Annotated in this window: 21 protein-coding genes; 17 read left to right on the plus strand and 4 right to left on the minus strand. The window is 65.5% G+C overall.

Annotation, left to right across the window (positions count from 1 at the left end; all coding sequences use genetic code 11):
- Positions 1 to 72 precede the first annotated feature (72 nt).
- Complete coding sequence (locus GGD62_RS24030) at positions 73 to 879, minus strand: SDR family oxidoreductase (protein ID WP_183710560.1); 807 nt, start codon at positions 877 to 879, stop codon at positions 73 to 75.
- Between the two features lie 256 nt (positions 880 to 1135).
- The gene (locus GGD62_RS24035) at positions 1136 to 2194 is read right to left on the minus strand and encodes a polysaccharide deacetylase family protein (RefSeq protein ID WP_183710562.1); all 1059 of its coding nucleotides are present in this window, start codon (positions 2192 to 2194) and stop codon (positions 1136 to 1138) included.
- A 164-nt stretch (positions 2195 to 2358) separates the two neighbouring features.
- Here GGD62_RS24035 and GGD62_RS24040 point away from each other — a divergent pair, with 164 nt between their 5' ends.
- The 14 genes from GGD62_RS24040 to phoB all read left to right on the plus strand — a co-directional run bounded on the left by GGD62_RS24040 (position 2359) and on the right by phoB (position 14629).
- Entirely contained in the window at positions 2359 to 3753 is a 1395-nt protein-coding gene (locus GGD62_RS24040) for an OmpA family protein (RefSeq protein ID WP_183710564.1), read from the plus strand.
- Positions 3754 to 3755: 2 nt separating this feature from the next.
- Complete coding sequence (locus tag GGD62_RS24045) at positions 3756 to 4052, plus strand: hypothetical protein (RefSeq protein ID WP_179739962.1); 297 nt, start codon at positions 3756 to 3758, stop codon at positions 4050 to 4052.
- Between the two features lie 85 nt (positions 4053 to 4137).
- Complete coding sequence (locus tag GGD62_RS24050) at positions 4138 to 4728, plus strand: TetR/AcrR family transcriptional regulator (RefSeq protein ID WP_018316903.1); 591 nt, start codon at positions 4138 to 4140, stop codon at positions 4726 to 4728.
- Positions 4725 to 5630, plus strand: coding sequence for a haloalkane dehalogenase (locus GGD62_RS24055; protein ID WP_179739966.1), 906 nt, complete (start codon positions 4725 to 4727; stop codon positions 5628 to 5630). The genes GGD62_RS24050 and GGD62_RS24055 overlap by 4 nt, the downstream gene beginning before the upstream one ends.
- A gap of 11 nt (positions 5631 to 5641) precedes the next feature.
- Positions 5642 to 5869 carry a SelT/SelW/SelH family protein gene (locus GGD62_RS24060; RefSeq protein WP_018316904.1) on the plus strand — a complete coding sequence of 76 codons (228 nt, stop codon included), beginning with the start codon at positions 5642 to 5644 and terminating at the stop codon, positions 5867 to 5869.
- 18 nt (positions 5870 to 5887) lie between these two features.
- Positions 5888 to 6319 carry a GNAT family N-acetyltransferase gene (locus tag GGD62_RS24065; RefSeq protein ID WP_183710566.1) on the plus strand — a complete coding sequence of 144 codons (432 nt, stop codon included), beginning with the start codon at positions 5888 to 5890 and terminating at the stop codon, positions 6317 to 6319.
- A 429-nt stretch (positions 6320 to 6748) separates the two neighbouring features.
- Positions 6749 to 7804 carry a lysylphosphatidylglycerol synthase domain-containing protein gene (locus GGD62_RS24070; protein ID WP_018316906.1) on the plus strand — a complete coding sequence of 352 codons (1056 nt, stop codon included), beginning with the start codon at positions 6749 to 6751 and terminating at the stop codon, positions 7802 to 7804.
- A gap of 57 nt (positions 7805 to 7861) precedes the next feature.
- The gene (locus tag GGD62_RS24075) at positions 7862 to 9154 is read left to right on the plus strand and encodes an ATP-binding protein (protein ID WP_018316907.1); all 1293 of its coding nucleotides are present in this window, start codon (positions 7862 to 7864) and stop codon (positions 9152 to 9154) included.
- A gap of 150 nt (positions 9155 to 9304) precedes the next feature.
- Positions 9305 to 10318: a phosphate ABC transporter substrate-binding protein PstS gene (gene pstS, locus GGD62_RS24080; RefSeq protein ID WP_179739972.1), complete on the plus strand. Its 1014-nt coding sequence runs from the start codon at positions 9305 to 9307 to the stop codon at positions 10316 to 10318.
- Positions 10319 to 10509: 191 nt separating this feature from the next.
- A complete protein-coding gene (gene pstC / locus GGD62_RS24085) occupies positions 10510 to 11499 on the plus strand; it encodes a phosphate ABC transporter permease subunit PstC (RefSeq protein ID WP_026201750.1) in 990 nt (329 codons plus the stop codon).
- A 4-nt stretch (positions 11500 to 11503) separates the two neighbouring features.
- Entirely contained in the window at positions 11504 to 12355 is an 852-nt protein-coding gene (gene pstA, locus GGD62_RS24090; RefSeq protein ID WP_018316910.1) for a phosphate ABC transporter permease PstA, read from the plus strand.
- Positions 12352 to 13170 (plus strand): phosphate ABC transporter ATP-binding protein PstB, encoded by an 819-nt coding sequence (gene pstB / locus GGD62_RS24095; RefSeq protein ID WP_018316911.1) that lies wholly within the window; start codon positions 12352 to 12354, stop codon positions 13168 to 13170. The genes pstA and pstB overlap by 4 nt, the downstream gene beginning before the upstream one ends.
- Positions 13171 to 13181: 11 nt before the next feature.
- A complete protein-coding gene (gene phoU, locus GGD62_RS24100) occupies positions 13182 to 13898 on the plus strand; it encodes a phosphate signaling complex protein PhoU (RefSeq protein WP_018316912.1) in 717 nt (238 codons plus the stop codon).
- A gap of 23 nt (positions 13899 to 13921) precedes the next feature.
- Positions 13922 to 14629 carry a phosphate regulon transcriptional regulator PhoB gene (phoB, locus tag GGD62_RS24105; RefSeq protein WP_018316913.1) on the plus strand — a complete coding sequence of 236 codons (708 nt, stop codon included), beginning with the start codon at positions 13922 to 13924 and terminating at the stop codon, positions 14627 to 14629.
- A 232-nt stretch (positions 14630 to 14861) separates the two neighbouring features.
- On the opposite strand, the gene GGD62_RS24110 is transcribed toward phoB, so the two are convergent.
- Complete coding sequence (locus GGD62_RS24110; protein WP_018316914.1) at positions 14862 to 15374, minus strand: GcrA family cell cycle regulator; 513 nt, start codon at positions 15372 to 15374, stop codon at positions 14862 to 14864.
- Between the two features lie 456 nt (positions 15375 to 15830).
- Between GGD62_RS24110 and GGD62_RS24115 the strand changes: the two genes are divergently transcribed.
- From GGD62_RS24115 to GGD62_RS24125, 3 genes are all read left to right on the plus strand, one after another.
- On the plus strand, positions 15831 to 17039 hold the full coding sequence (locus tag GGD62_RS24115; RefSeq protein ID WP_183710568.1) for an aspartate aminotransferase family protein: 1209 nt from the start codon (positions 15831 to 15833) through the stop codon (positions 17037 to 17039).
- A complete protein-coding gene (argF, locus tag GGD62_RS24120; RefSeq protein WP_179739976.1) occupies positions 17039 to 17962 on the plus strand; it encodes an ornithine carbamoyltransferase in 924 nt (307 codons plus the stop codon). The genes GGD62_RS24115 and argF overlap by 1 nt, the downstream gene beginning before the upstream one ends.
- 267 nt (positions 17963 to 18229) lie before the next feature.
- The gene (locus GGD62_RS24125; RefSeq protein WP_018316917.1) at positions 18230 to 19237 is read left to right on the plus strand and encodes an Hsp33 family molecular chaperone; all 1008 of its coding nucleotides are present in this window, start codon (positions 18230 to 18232) and stop codon (positions 19235 to 19237) included.
- 1078 nt (positions 19238 to 20315) lie between these two features.
- Here GGD62_RS24125 and apaG read toward each other — a convergent pair.
- Positions 20316 to 20708, minus strand: a complete 393-nt coding sequence (gene apaG, locus GGD62_RS24130) for a Co2+/Mg2+ efflux protein ApaG (RefSeq protein WP_026202434.1) — start codon at positions 20706 to 20708, stop codon at positions 20316 to 20318.
- Positions 20709 to 20732 lie beyond the last annotated feature (24 nt).

Consider the following 20732-nt stretch of genomic DNA (forward strand, 5'->3'; position numbering starts at 1 on the left):
CTGGATGCCCGGTCAAGCCGGGGCATGACCGCGGAGGGTGAGGTGAGGGCGAACTACCATTCGCCCCCTCAGCTATTCCCACCCGCTCCCCTTGATCCCCGGGTTGGCATAGACGATGCCTCCGTCCACCGCGATGGTCGCGCCCACCACGTAATCGCCCGCGCGCGAGGCGAGATAGATTGCGGCGCCCGCCATGTCCTCGTCGGTGCCGATGCGCCCCGCAGGCACGCGCGTTGCGACTTCGTCGCCATGGTCGCGCGCGGCGCGGTTCATGTCGGACTGGAACGGGCCCGGCGCAATCGCCGTGACCACGACGTGGTCGGAGATCAGCTTCACCGCCATGCGCCGGGTCAGATGGATCAGCCCGGCCTTGCTCGCGGCGTAGGAATAGGTCTCCATCGGGTTGACGAAGATGCCGTCGATCGAGGCGATGTTGATCACCTTCGCCGGCCGCTCCGCGCTTGCGGCTGCGCGCAGCGGGCCGGCCAGCGCCTTGGTCAGGAAGAACGGCGCCTTGACGTTGAGGTTCATCACCTTGTCCCAGCCGCTCTCCGGGAATTCGTCGAACTCCGCGCCCCAGGCGGCACCGGCATTGTTGACGAGGATGTCGAGCTTCGGCTCGCGCTTCTTGAACTCGGTTGCCAGCAGCTCGGCGCCGGCGAGCGTCGAGATGTCGATCGGCAGCGCGATGCACTCGCCGTCATATTGCGCGGTGAGCGCCTTGGCGGTCTCCTCGCACGGTCCCGCCTTGCGCGCGGTGATGTAGACCTTCGCGGCGCCGGCGCTGAGAAATCCCGCCGCGATCATTTTGCCGATGCCGCGCGAGCCTCCGGTCACCAGTGCGACGCGGCCTTTGAGCGAGAACAGATCGTTGAACATGGTGCCTCCTCCCTTGGTTGGCGATGTTTTGGGCGGGGAGGGGTGGGGAGTCAAGAAAGGCGCTGGATGCGATAGGAGTGTGGCGCGAGAGCGCTCCATCCAAGGCGGTGTCGTCCCCGCGAACGCGGGGACCCATACCCACAAGGACTAGTTTGGCGAAGGCTGGTCGTTCGGTAGGTCTACCGATCGCAATCGATAGATCACGCGGTATGGGTCCCCGCTTTCGCAGGGACGACGGCGGAGATTGGAGCAGCGCCTACGCCGCCGCGATCCGGCGGAAGCCGTTCCACATTGCGGTCGCGGCGCCCGAGGTCAGAACGGGGAGGATTCTTGCGTCCTGGTAATTGCCGTTGAGGGAGACGCGCGGCAGCGCCGTCATGTGGGCGGCATTGTCGGCGAACAGCATGCCGGGCCGCGTCGTCACCGCGGTCTTGAAGCCCGCGGTTGCAGCAAGGCCGAATTCGCGCATCCCCGCGGCCTCGCGGTCGCCATAGGGATAGGCGAGATGCAGCACCGGGCGCTGCAGCGCCTGCTCGATCCGCGCGCGGCTCGTGGCGATCTCCTGCGCGGCGACGTCTTCGGCCACCTTGGCGAGATTGCAATGGCTGACGCTATGCGCGCCGATCGTGACCAGCGGGTCGGCGGCAAAGCTCTTCACCTCGGCCCAGGACAGGCAGAGGCTGCGGCACAGCGCTGCCATGTCGACGTCGTATGTCGTGCAGAGCGCCTCGATCTCTCGCGCCAGATCGTGCTCGCCCGGCAGCGCGCGCAGCCAGTCGTGCAGGCGGTCGAAGGTTGCCTGCTTGGCGGTGGGCGTCGTCGCATCGAGCCGCAGTGTGGAATTGCCTATTCTGACATCGACCTGCTCGGCCTTGGCGATCACGGCCTCCAGCGCCACCCACCACAGCCGTCCAGTGCCCTCGGCAAAATCGCTCGCGACATAGACCGCCAGAGGCGCGTCAAATTCGCGCAGCACGGGCAGCGCGTAGTCCAGATTATCGCGATAGCCGTCATCGAAGGTGAAGGCGGCGAAGCGGCGGTCGAACCGGCCCTGCACCAGCCGCTCATGCAGCTCGTCCATGCTGACAATGTCGATGTCGCGCGAGTGCAGATGGCACAGCGTCGCGCGCAGGAATTCGGGGGTGACTTCGAGATGCCGGTTCGGCTGGAACGCGGCCTCGCGGGCCGGTCGCACGTGGTGCAGCATGAAAATGGCGCCGACGCCCGACAAAAGCGGGCGCAGCAGGTGGTGCGCCCCGCTGAAATAGAGTGCTCCCAGCCCGGCGCGGATGACGTTGTTACGCAGTTGTTTCATGACCCGCTGGCGGACTCTGGCATTCCGCTTTCAACTTACGGAAGAACCCTTGAAGAAAAAGTTATTCCGATTGTCCGGGTGAGGCCTTCGCAAGGGCAACATTTCCGGTTTGACAGCCTGCCAAGGGTTTGTTTTGTCTCCGGTTCCAGAGTTCGGGTCGTCGAATGAAGAAGCTTTTTAGGTGGGCCAGCAAATGGTGGCCTGGGCTGATCCCCTTGGCCGTCATGTGGGGATTTGCGGCTTGGAATAATACCTTACCGGTCGAAGCCGACCTGTCGGCGCGCAGCTCGGCTGCGCTGAAGGACACCGTCCTGGATAAGACCCGGATCGCGGTCGACGGCCGCGATGTCAGCCTGGCCGCGGACGCCTTCTCCGAGGAGGGGCGGCGGGATGCCGTGATGGCGGTCGAGACCGTCCCCGGCGTCCGCCTGGTCGACGACCGGACCCGCCTTGTTCCCGAGGCCAAACCCTTCATCTGGAACGCCGAGCGCGACGTGGTGCGGGTGACGCTGTCAGGCTCCGCGCCCTTGCCGTCGATGAAGGGCCGGCTGACCGAGGCGGCCCGCAAGGAGGTCGGCGGCGTCGAGGTGGCCGATCAGATGGGGCTGGCGCGCGGTGCGCCGCCGCGGTTCGAGGCCGCAGCGACGCTGTTGCTGGACCAGATCGGCAAGCTGAAGGACGGCAAGATCACGATCACGGACACCAAGGTCAATCTGTCGGGCATGGCGCGCGATCTCGGTGGCCGCGAGGCCATCGTGGCAGCTTTGAAGAACCTGCCCGAGGGCTTCTCGATCGCCGCCAACGACGTCAAGGCGCCGCCCTATATCTTCCAGGCCTACAAGGATCCGGTCGCCGCGACCGTGACGCTGACCGGCTACGTTCCCGACAACACCATCCACGCCGCAATCGCCACCAGCGCCGCGCGAAAATTCTTCACCGAGAAGGTCGTCGACAATCTCAAGGCCAGCATCGGCGCGCCCGGCTCCTTCAACACCGCCGTGATCGCAGCCCTCGGCGCGCTGTCGCGGCTGTCGACCGGCACGCTCGTCGTCTCCGACCGCGAGGTGAAGCTGTCGGGCGATGCGCTCTACGAGGGCGCCGCCAACGACATCCGCGCGGGCCTCGGCAAGGAGTTCCCGAAAAACTGGCAGTACAAGCCGGAGATCACCGTGAAGCCCGCGGCAGGCCCGGTCGATGGCACCGTGTGCCAGCAATTGTTCACGGACCTTCTGGCCAAGGGCAAGATCCGCTTCGCGGCCAAGCGCGCCGACATCGATCCGGATTCCGCCGCCATTCTCGATCATCTGATCGAGACGGCGCTGCGCTGCCCCACCACCAATGTCGAGGTCGCCGGGCATACCGATGCCGACGGCGAGGACGGCTTCAACCGCGCTCTCTCGGAGAAGCGCGCACAGGCGGTGATCGACTATCTGGTTAAGGCCGGCCTGCCCGCCAGCCGCTTCACCGCGGTCGGCCATGGCAGCACGCAGCCGCTCGCCGGCAACGACACCGACGAAGGCAAGGCGCAAAACCGCCGTATCGAATTCCTGGTGAGGTGACGATGCCCTATCTCGTCTCGTTCCATCTGGGCTGGCTGATCGGCTCGCTGCTGCTGGGCTTTTGCATGGGCTGGATCTCGGTGGTCCAGCGCGGCAACGGCACCTCGAAGGTGACGGCGCGCTGGCTCGCCGCGCTTGCTGCCGCCCTGGTCGCGGCCTCGTTCGCACACATCGTCCCCGGCCGCTTCGGCTACTGGCTCGATCTCGGCCTGATCATGTTCGCCTGCTACCTGGTCGGCTGCACCATCGGCGCCTGGCTGCGCGACCGCGTGGTGGCGCGGAGCATGCGGACCGGCTGAAGCCCCCTTTCTGTTCGGACACGTCGTCGAGAGAGACGTCAAACGCTCCGCTTGACAATAATACGTACGTGCGTATTATTCCTCCATGCCCAAGCCCTCGCTCAAAGACGCCATCCTCGACGCCGGTCTCAAGGTCATGTTCCGGACCGGCTATCACGGCACCAGCGTGCGCGATGTCACTACTGCGGCAGGCGCCCCGCAGGGGTCCTTCACCAATCATTTTCGCTCCAAGGAAGCGTTCGCCTCGGAGGTGCTCGATCGCTATTTCGAGATCACGAAGGGATTGGTCGCGGAGGCCCTTGAAGACGCCTCCCTGACCCCGCGGGCGCGGCTCAAACGCTATCTCGACATCATCACCGGCCGGCTCGAAGCCGACGGCTACGGACGCGGCTGCCTGATCGGCGATCTCAGCCTGGAGGCGGCCGGCAGCAGCGAGATGCTGCGCACCCGCCTTGCCGAAATTTTCGCCGAATGGCGCATGCCCTTCGCCGCCTGCATCAGCGAGGCGCAGAGAAGCGGCGAGATCGATTCCGAATTCGAGCCCGAGGAGCTTGCCGATTTCCTGCTCGCGTCCTGGCAGGGCGCGATCCTGCGCATGAAGGTCGACCGCACGCCCAAGGCGCTCGAGCGCTTCAAGACCATCGCATTCAAGACCGTCTTCAAGGAGCCGACATGAGCCAGCATTCCGAGATCCAGATCCGCAGCGCCTCCGTGCTGGGAAGCACGATGGCCTATCGCGACACAGGCACGCAGGATGCGCCGGTCGCGCTCTTCCTTCACGGCAATCCGACGTCGTCGTACATCTGGCGAAACATCCTGCAGCTGGTGGCGCCTGTGGCGCGTTGCATCGCGCCCGATCTCATCGGTTTCGGCCGGTCCGGCAAGCCCGACATCGCCTACCGCTTCTTCGACCATGTCCGCTATCTCGACGCGTTGATCGACGAGCTCGGCCTCACCTCGGCCTATCTCGTTGCGCAGGATTGGGGCACGGCGCTCGCATTTCATCTCGCGGCGCGCCGGCCGGCCTTCGTGCGCGGGCTCGCCTTCATGGAGTTCATCCGGCCGATGCCGACCTGGCAGGATTTCCACCAGGCCGAACCCGCGCGCCAGGCTTTCCGCAAATTCAGGACGCAAAGCGAGGGAGAGGCCATGATCCTGGAGGCGAACGCCTTCGTCGAACGCGTGCTGCCCGGCGGCATCATGCGCACCCTGAGCGACGACGAGATGGAGCCGTATCGCGCGCCCTTTCCGACGCCGGACAGCCGCCGTCCCGTTCTTGCATTCCCTCGGGAATTGCCGATCGCCGGCGAACCCGCCGATGTCTATGAAGCGCTGCAATCGGCTCATGCGTCGCTCAAGGCGTCTGCATATCCGAAGCTGCTGTTCGCAGGGGAGCCGGGGGCCGTCGTCGCTCCCGAATTTGCCGAGACCTTTGCGGCCTCGCTGCAGCACTGCGCGCTCGTCCGCCTCGGGCCTGGCAGGCATTACCTCCAGGAGGATCACCCCGACGCGATCGGCCGTTCCGTTGCCGGCTGGATCGCCGGCATTGAAGCGGTGCGTCCCCAGCTTGCGGCCTGAAGGAGGACGAGATGTCCGAGGTAACCATCATCTATTGCCGGCCGTGCGGATACGAGAAGCGTGCCAAGGAGGCGGCCGCGGCGTTGCGCCGGCAGCTAGGGCTGGAAGCGGATCTCGTCCCCGGCAAGGGCGGCGTTTTCCAGGTCAAGCTCGGCGACCGGATCGTCGCCAGCCGCAGCAAAGGACATTTTCCGGACGGCGACGAAATCGTCGCTGCCGTCACCGCCGCGCGGCACTGAGCCGGGGAGGCCTTCGCGATGTCGATTGTCTGGGCCGACGATCTCGCCGGGATCGACTGGGATGAGCTATCCGATCTCTATCGCATCGCGCCGCTCGGCAACAAGGCGCCGGCCGATCTCGCGCTGGTGTTCGGCAACAGCATGTTTCGCGCCTTCGCCAATGAGGATGGTCGCATCGTGGCTGCGGGACGCGTCCTGGCTGACGGCCGCGACTGCGCCTATCTCTGTGATATCGCCGTGCACCCGGACCGCCAGGGGCGAGGTCTCGGCCGCGACATTATCGAGCGTTTGCTTGTGCGTTGCCGCGGCCATCGCAAGATCATCCTCTACGCCGTCCCGGGCAAGGAAGGGTTTTATGAACGCCTGGGTTTCAGGCGGATGACCACGGCCATGGCGATCTTCGAGGATCAGGCCGCAGCCCATGGCCGCGGCTATTTGACCGCGCCTTGAGGCTGCGCCCGGGGCCCGCGACCTTCCGGCGCATCGGACAACCCGTCGGACGGACGCCGGGATTGCCCCCTCTTTCAACAGGCGGGCGCGGTCCATAGATTGACGTCGGCTTAAGGCGTGAAGGAACATTGTGCGGCCGAAATCATCAAAACTTCATGGCACCTGCGCAGGATCGCCATGGAGATTCGCCTCAAGTCCTGCCGCCGAAGGCGCCAAACCGTGCATCAGGAGCCCGCAACCCTGCCTAAAATATTGAATGCACGTGTTTTTGTTCGAATTGGCGAATTCCACTTCGTCCCAAAACGCGCTAGTGGAGGGGCAGGGGGCATGCGCGATACCGGAGCCGGCGGCGAGGGTTCGTTGAGTGCCAGTGCGTCGTCCGCCTGTTCGCCGGCCACCCTGGCCGCTGAAGCGTTGTTCGAGGTCTAGATGCTGGAAGCCATACGCAGGGCGACGTCGTTTCTGCGCCAGAAGCAAGTCCTGCATAAGCTTGGCGTTGTGATCAGCGTCGCGGTCATCGGCATCGCTTGCTATGTGCTCTACCACATGTTGCGAGGCATCGATTTCAACGAAGTCCTCGAAGCGATCAAGAGCACCGAGCCGACCCAGATCGCGATGGCGGCGCTGTTCGTCACCGCGGGCTATTTCACCCTGACCTTCTACGACCTGTTCGCCGTGCGCGCGATCGGCCATGCCCATGTGCCCTATCGCATCAACGCGCTCGCGGCCTTCACCAGCTATTCGATCGGCCACAATGTCGGCGCATCCGTCTTCACCGGCGGCGCGGTGCGCTATCGCATCTATTCGGCCTACGGGCTGAACGCGATCGACGTCGCGAAGATCTGCTTCCTCGCCGGCCTGACCTTCTGGCTCGGCAATGCCGCCGTGCTCGGCCTCGGCATCTCCTATCATCCGGAGGCCGCCGCCTCGATCGACCAGCTGCCGCCATGGCTGAACCGGACGCTGGCGCTGATGATCATCGTCGGGCTGGTCGGCTACGTGGTCTGGGTCTGGACCCAGCCGCGCGTGGTCGGCCGCGGGCCCTGGACCGTGGTGCTGCCGGGCGGCCCGCTGACGCTGCTCCAGATCGCGATCGGCATCGTCGATCTCGGCTTCTGCGCGCTCGCGATGTACGTGCTGGTCCCGGACGAGCCCAATCTCGGCTTCGTGGTGGTCGCGGTGATCTTCGTCTCGGCCACCCTGCTCGGCTTCGCCAGCCACTCGCCCGGCGGGCTCGGGGTGTTCGATGCCGCCATGCTGGTCGGTCTCTGGCAGATGGATCGCGAGGAACTTCTGGGCGGCATGCTGCTGTTCCGCGTCCTCTATTATCTGTCGCCCTTCGTCATATCTGTAATCTTGCTGACGTTTCGCGAAGTTATCATCGGCGCACGATCGAAGCGCTTGCAGCAGGCGGCGCTCAAGCTCGACCCCGGCCCGGCGCGTGAAGCCGCTTATGTGAGAGAGCGCAGCGACAGCGGTGCCTGACGGCGCCAAGCCTTATTTGACAGGCCTTCAGACAAGCCCCAGGAGAAGTCCGCCCCGATGGCGATCGACGCCCCATCTTCTCCCTCCGCGCAGCCCTGGTCCGACCGGCTGCGGCATTCGACCGTGATCCTGATCGCCGCGGCGCTGGCGCTGTCCGTCGTCGTCTCGCTCGGCGACTTGTCGGCGCTGCACGCCGCGATCGTGTTCCTCTGTATCGCGGCGGCCGCGCTGATCCCGTGGCGGCTGCACGATCCAGCCGCCTCGCGCGACGACGTCAGGCGCATCAACCCGGTCGAGAGCGCGGCGGTGGCCGCCGTCGTCGCCGGCATGCCGGATCCCGCGGTGCTGCTCGACCGCGCCGGCCGCGTCATCCACCTCAATGCCGCCGCCGCCCAGCTCGCACCGGCGCTGCGCCGGAACGAGCTGGCCCAGTTCGCGCTGCGCTCGCCGGAGATCATCACCGCGCTGCGCGAGGCGATCGCGACCACCGAGCCGCGGCGCGCCACCTATCTCGACCACGTCCCGGTCGACCGCTGGCTGGAGCTCATGATCACGCCGGTGCCGGTGCCGACCAGCTTCGGCGGCGCCGACAAATGCATGCTGATGACCTTCCACGACCAGACGCCGCTGCGCCGGGTCGAGGAGATGCGGGCCGACTTCGTCGCCAATGCCAGCCACGAGCTGCGCACGCCGCTGGCCGCGCTGTCGGGCTTCATCGACACGCTGCAGGGCCAGGCCAAGGACGATCCCAAGGCGCGCGAGCGCTTCCTCGGCATCATGCACAACCAGGCCACCCGCATGGCGCGCCTGATCGACGATCTGCTGTCGCTGTCGCGGGTCGAGCTGTCGGCCCATGTGCGGCCCGACACCCTGGTCGACCTGCTGCCGATCATCCGCCAGGTCGCCGACGGGCTCGAGCCGCTGGCGCGCGAGCGTCAGGTCGAGGTCGAGATCCATCTGCCCGAGGGACCGGTGATGATCGCGGGCGACCGCGAGGAGCTGCTCCGCCTGTTCGAGAATTTGATCGAGAACGCGCTTAAATACGGTGCCTCCGGCGGACGCGTCATCGTGTCGCTGACCTCAGCCGCAGCCACTGATGGAACTCAGGAAATCCGGATCATGGTCCGCGATTTCGGCCCAGGCATCGCGCCCGAGCACCTGCCGCGGCTGACCGAGCGGTTCTACCGGGTCGACGTCGGCGACAGTCGCTCGCAGGGCGGCACCGGGCTCGGATTATCGCTGGTGAAACATATTCTTAACCGCCATCGCGGCCGGCTTTTGATCGAAAGCGTGCCCCGTCAGGGTGCCACTTTCACCGCCTGTTTTCCCCAGGCTAAGACTTTAGTTTAAGCCTGAAACTCCAGCGATTTCAATCGCTTGAGTGTGTCATCCGACTGTCACGAAACCTTCGTAAAAGCACAGCCGACCGCTCCTAAAGGGGCGGCGCGGGGAGCGCGATCGGGCGCGGTTGGCGCTTCGCTCCCCTGTATGGAGACCAGCATGAATTTCATCAAAACCATGGTCGCTGCCGGCTTGCTCGCCGCATCGACGACGGTGGCCTTCGCTGCCGACATCACGGGTGCCGGTGCCACCTTCCCGTTCCCGATCTATTCCAAATGGGCTGACGCCTACAAGAAGGAGACCGGCAACGGTCTGAACTACCAGTCGATCGGCTCCGGCGGCGGCATCAAGCAGATCCAGGCCAAGACCGTGACCTTCGGCGCCAGCGACGCGCCGCTCAAGGCCGAGCAGCTCGAGAAGGACGGCCTCGTCCAGTGGCCGATGGTGATGGGCGCCATCGTCCCCGTCGTCAACCTCGAGGGCGTGAAGCCCGGCGAGATGGTGTTCGACGGCGAGACGCTCGCCAGCATCTATCTCGGCAAGATCACCAAGTGGGACGACGCCGCGATCAAGAAGCTCAATCCGAACGTGAAGCTGCCCTCGGACGCCATCACCGTGGTGCGCCGCTCGGACGGTTCGGGCACCACCTTCAACTTCACCAACTACCTCTCCAAGGCCAGCGCGGACTGGAAGAGCAAGGTCGGTGAGGGCACCGCGGTCGAGTGGCCGGTCGGCGTCGGCGCCAAGGGCAATGAAGGCGTGTCGGGCAACATCAGCCAGACCAAGAACTCGATCGGCTATGTCGAGTACGCCTATGCCAAGCAGAACAAGCTGACCTACACCGGTCTCGTCAACAAGGCCGGCAAGCCGGTGCAGCCGACCGTCGAAGCCTTCCAGGCGGCCGCCTCCAACGCCGACTGGGCCAAGGCGCCCGGCTACTACGTCATCCTGACCGACCAGCCCGGCGAGAAGTCCTGGCCGATCACGGCGGCGACCTTCATCCTCATGCACAAGGACGCCACCGACAAGGCGGCCTCGCAGGAAGCCATCAAGTTCTTCCGCTGGGCCTTCAAGAGCGGCGGCAAGGCGGCTGAAGAGCTCGACTACATCCCGATGCCCGAAGGCGTCGTGACCCTGATCGAGAAGACCTGGGCTGCCGAGATCAAGAGCTAAGTAGGGCTCTCGCGTCCCGGACGCGGCGCGGCCCTGGCGATACGAAGCATCGTCCAGTGTGCCGCTCCGCGAGGGCCGGGACTACAAGACTTCCGCTCCGGATCGGCGCGCGCCGTGTCCGGAGCGCGAGACCGACAAAAAGACTGACAACAAGCGTATATTATCGGGCACAGGGGATCGGCGTGGCAGAAATGGCCGTTCAGAGCGATGTAATCGACGACGCCGGACCGTATGACCGCGCCAAGGCCTTGAGCGCGTTCAAGCTCGGCGACGTCACCTTCTACTGGATCACGCGGCTGTCCGCGATCTCGGTGCTCCTCATTCTCGGTGGCATCATCGTCTCGCTGATCGTCGGCGCGTTCCCGGCGATGAAGGAATACGGCTTCTCCTTCCTGTGGACGCAGCGCTGGGCGCCGTCGGCCGATCCGCCCGTGCTCGGCGCGCTCGGGCCGATGTATGGCACGCTCGTCACCTCCTTCATCGCGATGCTGATCGCCATTCCCGTCGGTCTCGGCATCGCGATCTTCCTCACCGAGCTCTGCCCGCAATGGCTGCGCCGCCCGATCGGCATGGCGATCGAGCTGCTCGCCGGCATTCCCTCGATCATCTACGGCATGTGGGGCTTCTTCGTGCTGGGCCCGTTCCTGGCCAACACCTTCCAGCCCTTCATGATCAGGATCTTCGACGGCGTGCCCGTGCTGGGTGCGATCTTCGCAGGTCCGCCGTCCTATCTCAGCACGTTCAACGCCGCGCTGATCCTCGCCATCATGGTGCTGCCCTTCATCACCTCGATCTCGGTCGACGTGTTCAAGACGGTGCCGCCGGTGCTGAAGGAGGCCGCCTACGGCGTCGGCTGCACCACCTGGGAAGTCGTCCGCAGCGTGGTGATCCCCTACACCCGCGTCGGCATCATCGGCGGCGTCATGCTGGCGCTGGGCCGCGCGCTCGGCGAGACCATGGCGGTGACCTTCATCATCGGCAATTCGTTCCGCATCTCCTCATCGATCTTCGCGCCGGGCACCACGATCTCGGCGGCGATCGCATCCGAGTTCGCCGAGAGCGACGGCCTGCACCAGTCCGGCCTGATCCTGCTCGGCCTCTTGCTGTTCGTGCTGACGTTCTTCGTGCTGGCCGCAGCGCGGCTGATGCTGATGCGGCTGGACAAGAAGGCGGGGAAGTAACGTCATGGCGCTCAATCCGATCTATTCGCGTCGTCGCCGCAAGGACATCGTCATCCGCGGGCTCTGCTTCGCCGCGGCCGCCTTCGGCGTCACCTGGCTCGCGCTGATCCTGGTCACGCTGCTCTTCAACGGCCTGGCCGGCCTCAATCTTCAGATATTCGTCGCGGATACGCCGCCTCCCGGTTCGACCGAAGGCGGCCTGCGCAACGCGATCGTCGGTTCGATCATCATGACGTTGATCGGCGTCGGCATCGGCGCGCCGCTCGGCCTGTTCGCCGGCACCTACCTTGCCGAATACGGCCGCAACGACAAGCTGACCTCGGTGATCCGCTTCATCAACGACATCCTGCTCTCGGCGCCCTCGATCATCATCGGCCTGTTCATCTATGGCGCGGTGGTGGTGCCGATGCGTGGCTTCTCCGCGATCGCGGGCGCGCTCGCGCTCGCCGTCATCGTGATCCCGGTCGTGCTGCGCACCACCGAGGACATGCTGCTGCTGGTGCCGAATCCCCTGCGCGAGGCGGCCTCGGCGCTCGGCCTGCCGCGCTCGCTGGTGATCAAGCGTATCGCCTATCGTGCGGCCCGGTCGGGCCTCATCACCGGCGTGCTGCTCGCCACCGCCCGCGTCGCCGGCGAGACCGCGCCGCTGCTCTTCACCGCGCTGTCGAACCAGTTCTTCAGCCTCGGCCTGAACAAGACGATGGCCAACCTGCCGGTTACCATCAACAACTTCGTCCAGAGCCCCTACGCCTATTGGAAGCAGCTCGCCTGGAGCGGCGCGCTGCTGATCACGCTCACCGTGCTTGCCCTGAACATTGGCGCGCGCATCCTCGGCGCCGAGAGGACTGCAAAATGACCGACCTGTCCGTATCCATGAGTTCCAACGCTCATCTGGCCTCGCAGCCGCTGCCGGAAGCCCCGGCCAAGGTGACGGTGCGCAATCTCAATTTCTATTACGGCGAGCACCATGCGCTGAAGAACATCAACCTGACGCTGGGTGCCAACCGGGTCACGGCCTTCATCGGCCCGTCGGGCTGCGGCAAGTCGACCCTGCTGCGCATCTTCAACCGGATGTACGACCTCTATCCGGGCCAGCGCGCCACCGGCCAGCTCATGCTGGACCAGACCAACGTCCTCGACCCCAGGCTCGACCTCAATCTGCTGCGCGCCCGGGTCGGCATGGTGTTCCAGAAGCCGACGCCGTTCCCGATGACGATCTACGAGAACATCGCCTTCGGCATCCGCCTCTACGAGAAGATCTCGAAGTCCGAGATGGACGACCGCGTCGAGAAGGCACTGCGCGGCGGCGCGCTGTGGAACGAGGTCAAGGACAAGCTCAACGCCTCCGGCCTGTCGCTCTCCGGCGGCCAGCAGCAGCGCCTGTGCATCGCCCGCACCGTCGCGGTGCGTCCTGAAGTGATTTTGTTCGACGAGCCCTGCTCGGCGCTCGATCCGATCTCGACCGCCAAGGTCGAGGAGCTGATCCAGGAACTGTCCGAGAACTACACGATCGCGATCGTCACCCACAACATGCAGCAGGCGGCGCGCGTCTCCGACAAGACCGCCTTCATGTATCTCGGCGAGCTGATCGAGTTCGACGACACCAGCAAGATCTTCACGTCGCCGAGCGACCGGCGCACGCAGGATTACATCACCGGCCGGTTCGGCTGAGGAGACGCGACATGGGTACTGAACATACCGCAAAGGCTTTCGACACCGACCTCCAGGAGCTCACCCGCCTGGTCGCCGAGATGGGCGGCATCGCCGAGCGCATGATCGTCGATTCCGTCGACGCGCTGATCCGCCGCGACGTCGCGCTCGGCCAGCGCGTCGTCACCATCGACGCCGAGCTCGACGCGCTGCAGAAGCGCATCGAGGAACGCGCGGTGCTCACCATCGCCCGCCGGCAGCCGATGGCGGTGGATCTGCGCGAGATCGTCGGCGCCATGCGCGTTGCGACCGACCTCGAGCGCATCGGCGATCTCGCCAAGAACATGGGCAAGCGCGTCGCCGCGCTGGAGACCGACTTCCATCCGCTGAAGCTGTTCCGCGGCCTGGAGCACATGACCGACCTCGTGCAGCAGCAGGTCAAGTCGGTGCTGGACGCCTATGCCGCGCATGACCTGCCGGCGGCGATGGCGGTGTGGAAGGGCGACGAGGAGGTCGACGCGATCTGCACCTCGCTGTTCCGCGAGCTCCTCACCTACATGATGGAGGATCCGCGCAACATCTCGTTCTGCATCCATCTGATGTTCTGCGCCAAGAACATCGAGCGGATCGGCGACCACGCCACCAACATCGCCGAGACCGTGTTCTACATGATCGAAGGCCAGGCGATCACCGACAAGCGGCCGAAGGGCGACATGACCACCTTCGCCACGACGGTCCCGAATACCTGAAGACTTGAAGGAGCGACGACCCGATGGGCGCACGCATTATGGTGGTTGAGGACGAGGAAGCTCTAACCGAGCTGCTTCGCTACAACCTCGAAGGCGACGGCTATGACGTCGAGACGGTCATGCGCGGCGACGACGCCGACACCCGCCTCAAGGAGCACATCCCGGACCTGATCGTGCTCGACTGGATGCTGCCGGGCCTGTCGGGCATCGAGCTGTGCCGCCGCCTGCGCACCCGGCCCGACACCAAGCAGCTCCCGATCATCATGCTCACCGCGCGCGGCGAGGAGAGCGAGCGGGTGCGGGGACTTGCGACCGGCGCCGACGACTACATCGTCAAGCCGTTCTCGGTGCCGGAGCTTTTGGCGCGCGTGAAGGGCCTGCTGCGGCGCGCCAGTCCTGAGCGGCTCGCGACGGTGCTGGCCTATGGCGACATCGAGCTCGACCGCGACAAGCGCCGCGTGGCGCGCTCGGGCCGGCCGATCGATCTCGGCCCGACCGAATATCGCCTGCTGGAGTTCTTCCTGGAGCATCCCGGCCGCGTGTTCTCGCGCGAGCAGCTGCTCGACAGCGTCTGGGGTCGCGACATCTACATCGACGAGCGCACTGTCGACGTCCATATCGGCCGCTTGCGCAAGCTGCTCAATCTCGGCCGCGAGCAGGACCCGATCCGCACCGTCCGCGGCGCCGGCTACGCGCTCGACGACCGCTTCGCGAAGGCGGAGCAGACGTAAGGTTTGCTGGCGTTGGCTTTGGCGGGCTGCCGCCGCATTCTCCGGCGTCGTCCCTGCGAAAGCAGGGACCCATAACCACAGGCAGTGGTTTGGCGAATACCCGGAGTGACCATCTCGCGCGACAACTGCGCCTTGTGGTTATGGATCCCCGCGTTCGCGGGGATGACACCGAGTTGGTTGAGCCGTCATCGTGTGACGGCTGCCGTCTTGGCGATCAGAGAATTCCGCGAACTCAGCGCGGACCCGGCTTCGCCGGCGCGCGCCGGCGATCCGCCGCCGGCTGATACGCCACGCGCGAGTGCTGGGCGCAGTAGGGCAGGCCGGACAGTGCCTTGCCGCCGCAGAAGAAGAAATCCGGGCTCGAGGGATCGCCGACCGGCCAGTGGCAGGTCGCCTCGTTCAGCTCAAGCAGCGACAGCCGCTGGCCCATCGGCACCACGTTGTCGTAGGTGACGGGTTCAGCCTCCACCTCGACCTCGAAGGCCTGCGCCAGCGCGGTGTTGCCGCGCGCGATGGGGCGGGTCACCCGCATCATGTGCTGCGCGGGACGCGCCTTGCGCGGCCGGGGCGCTGCCGATGAAGGGCTCTTGGCGCGGCCGGACAGACCCAGCCTGTGCACTTTGCCGATCACGGCATTGCGGGTCACATTGCCGAGCTCAGCTGCGATCTGGCTGGCCGAAAGTCCGGCCTCCCAGAGCTTTTTCAGCTGCTCGACGCGATCGTCGGACCAGGTCAAAACCGTCATTGCACCCTTTCCCTCGCTACGCGCCAGCCATCCTGGGGCCTCGCAGCGATTGCCTAAGCCTTCAAAAACCCGTGCCGTCAGAATCCCTTAAGGCTCGCCGGGCGCGTGACTGACGCCCGAACGTTTACGCCGGTACAAGAGGACTCTTGGGATCAGAACCGCTGCACGAGATGTCGTATCTGACAATCCAAACGCTACAATATGGCGTGACTCCCGCGCAAGAGTCCGCCGACTCGCTTCCACATGTTCCGTGGTGAAAACCCGCAAAATCGGCACCGCAAGACTACGGATTCAGCGTTTCCTGAGGCTTTCCGGGCGGCATTGACACCCGTCTTGCCAAGCATAAGATAGTCCCGCGTGCCGCCCTTAAAAGGCGGCACGTTTCGTTTTCCGGGCCGGTCGATGGTGCGTTGCGCAATGCACGCGTCACACCGTCCGCAACATTCAAGTGACATCATGACTAACAGCGCAGCGCCGCATTTGCTCCCCGTTTTCGCCAGAGCCGACCTCGGCTTCGAGCGCGGCGAAGGCTGCTGGCTGATCGCGACCAATGGCGATCGCTATCTCGATTTCACCTCGGGCGTGGCAGTGAATGCGCTCGGCCATTGCCACCCGCATCTGATCAAGGCGCTGCAGGAGCAGGCGACCAAGCTCTCGCACATGTCGAACCTGTTCCAGAGCCCGGACGGCGAGAAGCTCGCGAGCCGGCTTTGCAACGAAAGCTTTGCCGACTTCGTGTTCTTCTGCAATTCGGGCGCCGAAGCGCTGGAAGGTGTGATCAAGCTGGTCCGCCATCATCACTTCTCCAAGGGGCATCCGGAACGTTATCGCATCATCACCTTCGAAGGCGCCTTCCACGGCCGCACGCTGGCAACGCTGGCCGCGACCGGCTCTGCAAAATATCTCGAAGGCTTCGGTCCGCCCATGGAAGGCTTCGACCAGGTGCCGCATGGCGATATCGAGGCCGTCAAGAAGGCGATCGGCCCGCACACCGCCGGCATCCTGATCGAGCCGATCCAGGGCGAGGGCGGCGTGCGCTCGGCAACGCCGACCTTCCTCAAGGCGTTGCGCCAGCTCTGCGACGAGAAGGGCCTGCTGCTCGCCTTCGACGAGGTGCAGACCGGCATGGGCCGCAGCGGCGATCTGTTCGCCTATCGGCGCACCGGCGTCACGCCTGACGTGATGTCGCTGGCAAAGGCGCTCGGCGGCGGCTTCCCGATCGGCGCTGTGCTGGCGACCGCGGATGCGGCAGCCGGCATGGGGCCCGGCTCGCATGGCTCGACCTTCGGCGGCAATCCGCTGGCGATCTCCGCGGCCAATGCGGTGCTCGACGTCATGCTCAAGCCCGGCTTCTTCGACCACGTGCAGAAGATGTCGCTGCTGCTGAAGCAGAAGCTCGCCGCCGTGATCGACCGTCATGGCGATGTCGTCAGCGAAGTGCGCGGCGAGGGCCTCCTGATCGGCATCAAGGCCGTGGTGCCCTCCGGCGATCTCGTCGCGGCGCTGCGCAATGAAAAACTGCTCACGGTCGGGGCCGGCGACAATGTCGTGCGTTTCCTGCCACCGCTGATCGTGACCGAAGCCGAGATCGAGGACAGCGTCGGGCGGTTAGAGCGCGCCTGCGCCGCGATCTCGTCCAGCCAGACCAAGCGGGCGGCAAGCTGATGAGCAAGTCCCCGAAGCACTTCCTGGATATCAACGAGCTGCCGCTGTCGGAGCTCAAGACCATGCTCGCGGCGTCCTCCGCCATGAAGGCGAAGCAGAAGGCGCAGCAGCCGGTGCGGCCGCTCGAAGGCAAGACACTGGCAATGATCTTCGAGCGCCCGTCGACCCGGACACGCGTGTCGTTCGACGTCGCGATGCGTCAGCTCGGCGGCGAGCCCATCATGCTCACCGGTGCCGAGATGCAGCTCGGCCGCGGTGAGACCATCGCCGACACCGCGCGCGTGCTGTCGCGCTATGTCGATGCCATCATGATCCGTATCCTCAACCATGACGCGCTGCTGGAGCTTGCGGCCAACGCGACGGTGCCCGTCATCAACGGCCTGACGCGGCGCTCGCACCCCTGCCAGGTGATGGCCGATCTCATGACCTATGAGGAGCATCGCGGCCCGATCGAGGGCAAGACGGTGGCCTGGACCGGCGACGACAATAATGTGCTGGCGTCCTGGGCTCACGCCGCCGAGCGCTTCAAGTTCCAGCTCAATGTCGCAACGCCGCCGGAGCTCGCGCCGAAAAAAGTGATGCGCGACTTCATCAAGGCGACCGGCGCGCCGATCATGCTCGGCACCGATCCGGAAGCCGCCGTGCGCGGCGCCGACTGTGTCGTCACCGACACCTGGGTGTCGATGGGCGACAAGGAAGGCGAGCACCGCCACAACGTGCTCAAGCCCTATCAGGTCAACGGCAAGCTGATGTCGCTGGCCAAGCCCGATGCGCTGTTCATGCACTGCCTGCCCGCCCATCGCGGCGAGGAGGTCACCGACGACGTGATCGACGGTCCGCAATCGGTCGTGTTCGACGAGGCCGAAAACCGCCTGCACGCGCAGAAGGGCATTCTGGCCTGGTGCTTCGATGCGGTGAAGTAAGGGCGCTGCAAGCCCGACGGCCGCCTCACACACAACTGTCGTCCCTGCGAACGCAGGGACCCATACCGCGGAATCTCTCTTGTGGCGGGCTGGCGGAGGCGAGCGGTCTTCGCCAAACCGCATCCTGTGGTTATGGGCCCCGGAGCTGCGCTTACGCTTGTCGGGGACGACATCGAATTTGCCGCAACGTTGTGCAACCTTATCGCCCCCGAACCCACCACCCCGCGCCCCTTCCATTTCCCACCGACCGACCCCAGATAACGACCCATGGTTTCCCAATCCCCTCAGATGAAAGCCGGCCCCGAAGGCCCGGTTCGCGCGCCATCAGCGGTTCCGATCGATGACGCCGTGTTGCCCTACGAGGTCGACGCGCTCGACGTGCGCGGGCGCCTGGTGCGGCTTGGCCCGGCGCTCGACGAGATCCTGACCAAGCACGATTACCCCGCGCCGGTCGGCAAGCTGCTCGGCGAGGCCATCGTGCTGACGACGCTGCTCGGCTCGGCGCTGAAATTCGAGGGGCGCTTCATCCTGCAGGCCCAGACCGACGGCCCGGTGTCGTTCCTGGTCGTCGACTACATGGCGCCGGATCGCCTGCGGGCCTATGCGCGCTTCGATGCCGCGCGTCTCGGCGATACCAAAGATTCCGGCACGCTGCTCGGCCGCGGCCATCTCGCCATGACCATCGACCAGGGCCCCGACATGAGTCGCTACCAGGGTCTGGTCGCGCTCGACGGCGGCAGCCTCGAAGACGCCGCCCACGAATATTTCCTGCGCTCCGAGCAGATCCCGACGCGCGTGCGCCTCGCGGTTGGCGAGGAATGGCGCTCCAACGACGGCGGCAAGCATCGCTGGCGCGCCGGCGGCATGCTGATGCAGTTTCTGCCCAAGGCGGCGGAGCGCGCGCGGCAGGCCGATCTGCATCCCGGCGATGCCCCTGATGGCGTCGAGGTGCACAGCGTCGCGGAGGACGACGCCTGGGTCGAGGCGCGTTCGCTGATCGAGACCGTCGAGGACGTCGAGCTGATCGATCCCGAGCTCTCCGGCGAGCGGCTGCTGTTCCGCCTGTTTCACGAGCGCGGCGTGCGCGTGTTCAATCCGATGGTCCTCAAGGCGCAATGCTCCTGCTCGCGCGATGCGGTCGCCGCGATGCTGAAGAGCTTCTCACCCGACGACCGCGCCGCCATGGTCAAGGACGACAAGGTCGTCGTCACCTGCGAGTTCTGCAGCTCGGTGTATGATTTCACACCGGACGAGGCGGGCGTCGAAGGCGCGTAGCGAGCTCTCGTAGGGTGGGCAAAGGCGCATTTGCGCCGTGGCCACGAGCGCTCGACGGCGGCGAAAGACGTGGGCACGCTTCGCTTTGCCCACCCTACGGCGCCTGCCCTGTGTCGCGCTCTGTCAATCCGCTTCGCTAAAAATATTCCACTTTACCGAAATTCGGTTTCGGCGTATGTGTTGCCCATCCCGGCTCACCCAAGAGGGGCGACTATGTGGTCGTCACTGTCGCGAGCCGGGCTTGCGGTGGACGCGGCAGCGTCGGCACGAGAGGTGCGGGCAGGGCGGGTAGTCCCTGTGAGCCCGAGGCTTCGTGCGGACGAGCGGCGCTGTTCAGTTCGTCTCGCCACATTCTTTCGGCAACGTCGACAAGGCCGGGAGATAATGTGGTGACCAGCGAATGCGCGTACGGCAAAACCGTGTGGTCCTGGCCGTCGTTGCTACGGTCAAGCCGTTCGAAGATGCGCGCGAGCCCAACCGGGCAGACGGCATCGTCAATTCGAACGGCGAGGGAGGCCAGAGGGAAAGTTCGGCTCCCGGGAGATCACGGCATAAGCCGTCCAACCATCGCGCAGGGAAGGCCGAGTGATCGGCGACACCTGTATGCTGCTGTGCGGTCTTCTTGCGTGCGCTTTTCGCGCAGCAGACCGCGGGTGCCAGCCGGCACCCGGCCTTCCCTGCGCCCTCTTGGCTTTAGAGGGTGAAGCGACGAAGCAAAGCTCGGGCGATTCAAGCCGCGAGGCCGCCAAGGCGTGTCTGCAAGCTGAGCTGCGTGCCACAATCTCGATCTCGTAGGGTGGGCAAAGCGCAGCGTGCCCACGCCTTGTTGCTCATGGACGGAGATCGTGGGCACGGCGCTATGCGCCTTTGCCCACCCTACGGCACCGCCGCTGGGATGTGCAGGGGAGCATCGCAATGCATGCGCCCTCTCCGATCTCGTGCCCCGGACGCTGCGCAGCACGAAGTGATGCGCTGCAGAGCCGGGGCCCATCTCGCCGCGTGCCGTGGCGCCCCTTTGTCCCGGCTCTGCGCAGCGCCACTACGTGCCGCAGCGCGTCCGGGACACGAGAGCGAAGCCCTAATTCAACACCCTCTTATTGTCCGGGCTATCCAGCGAAAACGCCGGCACGTCGATCTCGAAGCGCTCGCCGCTTTCGGTGACCATCTGGTAGCGGCCGGTCATGAAGCCGGAGGCGGTCGAGAGCGGGACGCCGGAGGTGTATTCGAAGCGCTCGCCGGGGGCCAGGATCGGCTGCTCGCCGACCACGCCCTCGCCCTTCACCTCCTGCTGGCGACCGGAGGCATCCGTGATGATCCAGTGCCGCGTCTTGAGCTGCACGGTCTCCTCGCCCGAATTGACGATGACGATGGTGTAGGACCAGAAGTAGCGGGAGCGGTCGGCCGACGACTGCTCCGGAACAAAGTTCGGCTCGACGGTCACTTCGATCTGGCGGGTCACGGCGCGGTACATGGTTGCTATCATACCGAAATCCGG

The sequence above is a fragment of the Bradyrhizobium sp. ERR14 genome (assembly GCF_014198235.1).
Lineage (GTDB): Bacteria > Pseudomonadota > Alphaproteobacteria > Rhizobiales > Xanthobacteraceae > Bradyrhizobium.